This is a genomic window from Paracoccus sp. MC1854 (assembly GCF_014164635.1).
GTDB lineage: Bacteria > Pseudomonadota > Alphaproteobacteria > Rhodobacterales > Rhodobacteraceae > Paracoccus.
Genome location: NZ_JACJFU010000018.1, coordinates 41,184 through 48,016, shown reverse-complemented (window position 1 = coordinate 48,016; position 6,833 = coordinate 41,184). Strand labels below are relative to the sequence as shown.

Here is a 6,833-nt window from a genome sequence, read left to right as displayed (position 1 = left end):
CTTTTTTCCAAGAGCCTCCTTCAGCAGATCGGCTTGCATGCTCAGGTCCGCATACATCCGCTTCAACCGGCGGTTCTCATCTTCCATGGCCTTCATCTGGCTGATCAAGGACGCATCCATGCCGCCATACTTCGCCCGCCATTTGTAGAACGACGCGTTGCTCATGCCGTGCTCGCGGCACAGCTCGGCCACCGGCACACCGCCTTCAGCCTGCCGCAGGATCGCGATGATCTGAGCCTCAGTGTATCTGCTTGTCTTCATTCGAAATCTCCTCGTTCATCTTGCCGAGAAAATTCTACTTATGAAGCCCCTTACTTTCGGGGAGGATTACCACACGAAGAATATTTCGCGCCTTGATGTTCAGACCATCAAGTGCACCGGGAGCCAGCAGCTTGGTCTTTATCCACTCGTTGCTGAAAGGCGAGCGATTCTTCTGATCGGTCTTCTTGAGGGTAAGGACACCAAGAGGGAGGTTCAGCCCGAGCCGCTTGAGTTCGTTGACGGTGAACAGGATGCTCGACAGATGGCCGATTTCCTTGTTGGCCGAGTTCGTGCTGACTTCTCCGTCGCTGACGCGGTCGCTCCACCATTTTCGGAAGTCGAGCATGTGGTCGCGTGTGATCTGGTCGAGTGCCAAGTCATCGATTTGCTCAATGAAATTGGCCACCGCCTTCTTCCGAGGATTGATCCAGATCCGCTTCTGATCGGCAGACATGCCATTTGTCTTGTCCTGAGTGAGGGCAAAGTAGAGCTCCAGAGCCCCCGAGACCGTCAGTATGGGCTTCTCCGCCCCACCCAGGAACGCACGCGCAGCAACACTATCCGGCGCGTCCTCCGTGCCCCCATCATCTTGGTCCGAGCCACGATCTCGCTGACCGTAAGGCGCGCAATGTCGCTTGCAGGCATGAACCGGAGGCCCGCAGCCTCAGCCAAGTGTCTTGCCGCCTCGTAGCGCTCTGCTACATTCTCCGACCGTCCTGCGAGCTTTGCTTCCCACGAGGCGATCAGTTGGTCTCGCACGAATGGCAACTTTCTCCGAGCCTCGGACTTGCTGTCGGTCTTCAGCGATACTCAGACCACCTCTCGCTCTTCGACGTTAGAAAACCGCTTAGGCACCCGGACCCGAGTTGAAAACAGACCGTTCTTGCCCCGCGAGATCACCTTCATGATCGCTCTCCCTCCAGTTCCCGTGCAGCACCTTGTGCAGCAACTTGTGCACCAAAAGACGACCGCGGAACGCTCCAGATAGCTTGTGCATTAGCCATTTCAATGACTTGCGCGCGATGGAAGGAAGGAGATTGGAGCGGGTGAAGGGAATCGAACCCTCGTCGTAAGCTTGGGAAGCTTCTGCTCTACCATTGAGCTACACCCGCGACGCGTTTCCGATAACGTGGGCCGCGCCGCCGGTCAAGGCTAGAGCAGCCCCATCTCGGCCAGCTCGCGCGCGAGCTTCGGCGGCAGCGGGGATTCGGCAGTGCGGCCGGGGGGCAGGTCGGGAGGCGCATCGGCGGGTAAAAGATAGCGCCAGCCCTGGAAGGCGCGGCGGGGCAGGGCCGAGACGCGCACCACCTCGCGGTCGAGGATCAGGGCGCAGCGGGTGATGCCGTCAGGCCCGATCCTTTCCTGCAGGTCCAGAAGCCGCTGGCGGGCCAGCATGGTGCCCTTGAAGACCCAGAAGATCGAGCCGCCGGCCAGCAGTTCCCCGGCCCGCTTGGGCCACATGCGGGTGACGTGTTCGGCCGGGCCGTGGCCGAAGCGTTCGGCCTGCCAGCGTTCCAGCGACTCGGGCGCGGGGGCGCCGACGCAAAGCTTCATCATGTGCAGGGATGGGGCCGTCATGGCGGCCATATAGGCGAGCGGCCGAAAGGTTAACAGGGGGCCGCCGCCGTCTTGCAGGGGCCGGGGCGAGGGCGTAGCAGGCTGGGGAAAGGAAGCCTCCCATGACCACAGAAACCGTCACGGCACCCCGCCGGATGCCGCAGGGCGAACTGATCGCCATGCTGGCCTTCCTGTTCGCCACCGTCGCCTTCTCGATCGGCTCGATGCTGCCGGCGCTGCCGCAGATCGCGGCGGAACTGACGCCGGACGATGTGAACCGGGCGCAGCTGATCCTGACCAGCTTCATGGCGGGCATGGGGATCGGGACGCTGTTCGCGGGGCCGATCTCGGACGCGATCGGGCGCAAGCCGGCAATGGGGATCGGCTTTGCGATCTATCTTGCGGCCTCGGCGGTGGCGCTGTTCGTGAACTCGCTGGAACTGCTGCTGGTGGCGCGGTTTGCGCAGGGCCTTGGCGCGGCCTCGCCGCGGATCGTCGGCACGGCGCTGGTGCGCGACCTTTATTCCGGGCGCGAGATGGCGCGGATCACCAGCTTCATCATGATGGTCTTCACGATCGTCCCCGCGCTTGCGCCGCTGATCGGGCAAGGCTTCATCATCGCCCTGGGCTGGCATGGGATCTTCATCGGCTGCATCATCTTCGCGGCGACCGGCTGGCTGTGGCTGTCCCTGCGCCAGCCTGAGACCCTCGCCCCCGAGGCCCGCCGCCCGCTGCAGTTTGCCACGCTGCTGTCCGGGACGCGCGAGGTGCTGGGCGACCGCCAGGTGATGCTGAGCACGGTGACGATGACGCTGGGATTCGCGCAGATGTTCGCGCTGATGTCCTCGGCCCAGCAGCTTTTCGGGGACGCCTATGGCAAGGGCGAGCAGTTCGCGCTGTGGTTCGCGGCGATGGCGACGCTGGCGGGGGCCGGCACCCTCATCAACACCTGGCTGGTCATGCGGATCGGGATGCGGCGGATCGCGCGCGCGGCTTATGCGGCGCAGATCTTCGTCTCGGGCGCCTTCCTGCTGGCGCTCGTGACCGGCGCACTGCCGGAGAGCCTGCGCTTTCCTGCGTTTTTCCTGTGGGCCGTCGGCATCTACATGATGGCGGGGCTGACCTTCGGGAACCTCAACGCGCTGGCGCTGCAGGGGATGGGGCATATCGCCGGGCTGACGGCCTCGGTTGTGGCGGCGATTTCCACGGTGGGGTCTGTGGTGATCGCGGCGCCGGTGGGGCTGGCCTATGACGGCACTGCAATCCCCGTGGCGGTCGCGGCGGTGATCTGCTCGATCCTCGCCTGGGTCATCATGGGCTGGATGCGCGACCCGGTGCGGCAACAGCGGGCGCAGCGTTGACTCTGCCCGAACGGCGGCTATAAGCGCCACTTCCATTGGTGTTGGTGGACCCCGCAAGGGGAAGCCTGTCGCTCCGTTCGCGGGGAAAAGGACAACGCCCTTCATACACAGACGAAGGAGATCAGCGGTGACGAAACGCACCTCTGCCAAGTACAAGCTCGACCGCCGCATGGGCGAAAACATCTGGGGCCGCGCCAAGTCCCCGGTGAACAAGCGGGAATACGGCCCCGGCCAGCACGGTCAGCGCCGCAAGAACAAGCTGTCGGACTTCGGCACCCAGCTGCGCGCAAAGCAGAAGCTGAAGGGCTACTACGGCGACCTGACCGAGAAGCAGTTCAAGCGCATCTATGCCGAGGCTGTCCGCCAGCGCGGCGACACCGGCGAGATGCTGATCGGCCTGCTGGAACGCCGCCTGGACGCGGTCGTCTATCGCGCCAAGTTCGTGCCGACCATCTGGGCCGCCCGCCAGTTCGTGAACCACGGCCATGTGACCGTGAACGGCCAGCGCGTGAACATCGCCTCCTACCGCGTCAAGGAAGGCGACCTGATTGCCGTCCGCGAGCGTTCGCGCCAGTTGGCCATCGTGCTGGAAGCCGTGGGGCTGGCCGAGCGTGACGTACCCGATTACCTGGACGTGGACCACAACAAGATGACCGCGACCTTTGTCCGCAGCCCGGCGCTGGGCGACGTGCCCTATCCGGTGCAGATGGAACCGAACCTGGTTGTCGAATTCTACTCGCGCTGATCCGGGTTTTCCCGACCTTGGAAGGCCGTCCTGTCGGGGCGGCCTTTTTCTTTCTGCGCTGCCGGACCGGGGCGCTGCCCCGGACCCCGGGATACTTGAGGCCGAAAGACAGGATAGTTGACAGAGGCCGGCAGGCTTGCCGACTGTGAGGCCATGAAGGACAGCGCGCAGATTTCCCAGTCCAAGGCAACTGCCGACAAGGCGCTGATCGTGGACGTGCCGGGCTATGACGGCCCGCTGGACCTGCTGCTGACGCTGGCGCGCACGCAGAAGGTCGATCTGCTGCAGATCAGCGTTCTGGCGCTGGCCGAACAATACCTGGACTTCATCGACCGCGCCCGCGGCCTGCGGATCGAGCTTGCCGCCGATTATCTCGTGATGGCGGCCTGGCTGGCTTATCTCAAGTCGCGGTTGCTGTTGCCGCCCGATCCCGAGGCTGAAGGCCCGTCCGCCGACGAACTTGCCACGCATCTGGCCTTTCAACTGGAACGGCTGAACGCCATGCGCGAGGCCGCGGCCCGGCTGATGGGGAGGGCGCGGCTGGGTCAGGACCGCTTTGCCCGCGGCGCGCCCGAGATGGTGCCGCGGTCGCGCTCGATCCTGTGGCAGGCGGGGCTGATCGATCTGCTGCAGGCCTATGCCCGGCTGCGGACCCGCGACGAGTTCCGGCCCTATGCCTGTGACCGCCGCGACGTCTTCACGCTGGACGAGGCGCTGGAGCGGATGCGCGGGCTGATCGGCCATGCGGGACGCTGGACCGATCTGATGCGCTTTCTGCCCGAGGGCTGGTCGGCAACCTCTGCCCGCCGCCGCTCGGCCACGGCCGCCACCTTCGCCGCTTCGCTGGAACTGGCCCGGCAGGGCCGTGTCGAGCTGCGGCAGGACGGCAGCTTCGCCCCCATCGCGGTGCGCCTGCGGTGAGGCCGGTCTTTGCGCCGCCTTTGCTGGACGAGCAGGAACGGATGGTCGAGGCGCTGCTGTTCGCCTCGGCCGGGCCGCTGAGCCTGCGGGACCTTGCGGCGCGGCTGCCCGCCGGCTGCGACCCGGCCGAGGCGGTCCGGCGCCTGCGCGCCCGCTATGAGGGCCGGGGCGTCCAGCTTGAACGCCTGGGCGATGCTTGGGCCTTCCGCACCGCCGCCGACCTGTCCTTTCTGATGCAGGAACAGGTGGTCGAAACCCGCCGCCTGTCGCGCGCCGCGACCGAGACGCTGGCGATCGTCGCCTATCACCAGCCCGTCACCCGCGCCGAGATCGAGGAGATCCGCGGCGTTGCCGTCAGCCGCGGCACGCTGGACCAGTTGATCGGGATGGGCTGGGTGCGGCTCGGCCGCCGCCGCGAGACGCCGGGCCGCCCTGTCACCTTTGTGGTGACCGAGGCATTTCTCGATCATTTCGGCCTTGCCGGCACCCGTGACCTGCCGGGTCTGGCCGAACTGCGGGCGGCCGGGTTGCTGGACAGCCACCCCCTGCATCCGGGGCTTGCGGGAACCGGCCGCGACACCGATATTCGCAGCGACGAGCCGGGGGATGATCTTTTCGGCGACTGAGGGACGTGCATGAACTGGAATTCGCTGCTGAACGGCCCGCTGGGCCGGATGCTGACCCGCCGCCTGATGAACTGGGGGATGAACAAGGGCATCGACGTCGCGACCCGCCGGACGGGCGGCACCACGGCCGACGGCAAGCCCTCGGCCGCGGCGTCCAAGCAGGCCAAGGCCGCGCGGCAGGCGGCCAAGCGCGCCCGCCAGGCGGCCCGGATCACCCGCCGGCTGCGCTGAGCCTCAGCGGAACTGCTTGGCGAGCTTCAGCCCCTGCCCTTGATAGTTCGAGGCGATGCCGCTGCCGTAAAGCCGCTCGGGCAGTTCGGCCATGCGTTCATAGACCAGCCGGCCGACGACCTGCCCGTGTTCCAGGGCAAAGGGCGCCTCGTGGCAGCGCACCTCCAGCACGCCCCGGGCACCGGCACCTGCCGGCCCGTGGCCGAAGCCGGGATCGAAGAAGCCCGCGTAATGGACGCGGAACTCGCCTACCATGGCTAGGTAGGGGGACATCTCGGCCGCGTGGTCGGGCGGGATCGAAACCGCCTCGCGGCTGACGAGGATGTAGAAGGCGCCCGGATCGAGGATCAGGCGCCCCTGCTCGGCGCGCAGCTCGTCCCAGAAATCGCGCGCCTCGTAGCCGCCGATGCGGTCGAGGTCGATGACGCCGGTATGGGGGCGGGCGCGGTAGCCCACCAACTCGGCTGCATCGGGGCGCAGGTCGACCGAGAAGCCGAGGCCCCCGTCGATCAGCGGCTCGCCCCCGACCAGCGGCTCGGCGGCGTGCAGCGCGGCGAGGGCGTCGTCGTCCAGAACCGCGTGACCCCGGCGCAGGCGCAACTGGTTCAGCCGCATCCCCGGCCGGACCAGCACCGAAAAGCTGCGCGGGCAGATCTCGGCGTAAAGCGGGCCGTCGTAGCCGGGGGGAAGGCGGTCGAACTCGGTCCCGTTGTCGGTGACCAGCCGGGTCAGCAGGTCGAGGCGGCCGGTCGAAGACTTGGCGTTCGCCACGGCCTCGATCCCGTCGGGCAGGGTGATGCGTTCCAGCAGCGGGACCAGATAGACACAGCCCTTTTCCAGCACAGCGCCATGGGTCAGGTCCATGCGGTGCATCTCGAAATCGGCCAGCCGGTCCGCGACGCTGCGCCCCCGGCCCGCGAGGAACGAGGCCCGCAGCCGCCAGGCGGTGGTGCCCAGCCGCAGGTCGAGGCTGGCGGGCTGGATCTGGTCCGGAGTGATGTCAATGGCGGCGCGGATCGCGCCTTCGTCGATCAGGCGGCGCAGGGCGCTGTCGGGAAGAACGCCGTTCATCTCAACATGTCCTTAGGCCAGATTCCTGATTGTCGAACGCCCACCCCGTAGGGTGGGCGT

General features: G+C 66.5%; 9 protein-coding genes and 1 tRNA gene. 5 read left to right on the top strand and 5 right to left on the bottom strand.

The genetic code is table 11. The features are described 5' to 3' along the window. From H5395_RS13115 to H5395_RS13100, 4 genes are all read right to left on the bottom strand, one after another. The coding region (locus tag H5395_RS13115; protein ID WP_182793023.1) for a transposase at positions 1 to 261 on the bottom strand (261 nt) is incomplete at its 3' end. Positions 262 to 295: 34 nt separating this feature from the next. Continuing rightward, entirely contained in the window at positions 296 to 715 is a 420-nt protein-coding gene (locus tag H5395_RS13110; RefSeq protein WP_182793022.1) for a hypothetical protein, read from the bottom strand. A 584-nt stretch (positions 716 to 1,299) separates the two neighbouring features. Continuing rightward, positions 1,300 to 1,373: transfer RNA gene (locus H5395_RS13105), tRNA-Gly, on the bottom strand. 40 nt (positions 1,374 to 1,413) lie between these two features. Continuing rightward, positions 1,414 to 1,839, bottom strand: a complete 426-nt coding sequence (locus tag H5395_RS13100) for a DUF1489 family protein (protein WP_182793021.1) — start codon at positions 1,837 to 1,839, stop codon at positions 1,414 to 1,416. Between the two features lie 101 nt (positions 1,840 to 1,940). Here H5395_RS13100 and H5395_RS13095 point away from each other — a divergent pair, with 101 nt between their 5' ends. From H5395_RS13095 to H5395_RS13075, 5 genes are all read left to right on the top strand, one after another. After that, complete coding sequence (locus H5395_RS13095; RefSeq protein ID WP_234450808.1) at positions 1,941 to 3,179, top strand: multidrug effflux MFS transporter; 1,239 nt, start codon at positions 1,941 to 1,943, stop codon at positions 3,177 to 3,179. Between the two features lie 127 nt (positions 3,180 to 3,306). Continuing rightward, a complete protein-coding gene (gene rpsD, locus H5395_RS13090; RefSeq protein ID WP_182793020.1) occupies positions 3,307 to 3,924 on the top strand; it encodes a 30S ribosomal protein S4 in 618 nt (205 codons plus the stop codon). 153 nt (positions 3,925 to 4,077) lie between these two features. Continuing rightward, the gene (locus H5395_RS13085; RefSeq protein ID WP_182793019.1) at positions 4,078 to 4,845 is read left to right on the top strand and encodes a ScpA family protein; all 768 of its coding nucleotides are present in this window, start codon (positions 4,078 to 4,080) and stop codon (positions 4,843 to 4,845) included. A gap of 41 nt (positions 4,846 to 4,886) precedes the next feature. Then, positions 4,887 to 5,471, top strand: a complete 585-nt coding sequence (scpB, locus tag H5395_RS13080) for an SMC-Scp complex subunit ScpB (RefSeq protein ID WP_182793029.1) — start codon at positions 4,887 to 4,889, stop codon at positions 5,469 to 5,471. Between the two features lie 9 nt (positions 5,472 to 5,480). Continuing rightward, entirely contained in the window at positions 5,481 to 5,702 is a 222-nt protein-coding gene (locus tag H5395_RS13075; protein ID WP_182793018.1) for a hypothetical protein, read from the top strand. A gap of 3 nt (positions 5,703 to 5,705) precedes the next feature. Here the strand turns inward: H5395_RS13075 and H5395_RS13070 are convergent, their stop codons facing one another. Beyond that, positions 5,706 to 6,773, bottom strand: a complete 1,068-nt coding sequence (locus H5395_RS13070) for a 2'-deoxycytidine 5'-triphosphate deaminase (protein WP_182793017.1) — start codon at positions 6,771 to 6,773, stop codon at positions 5,706 to 5,708. Positions 6,774 to 6,833 lie beyond the last annotated feature (60 nt).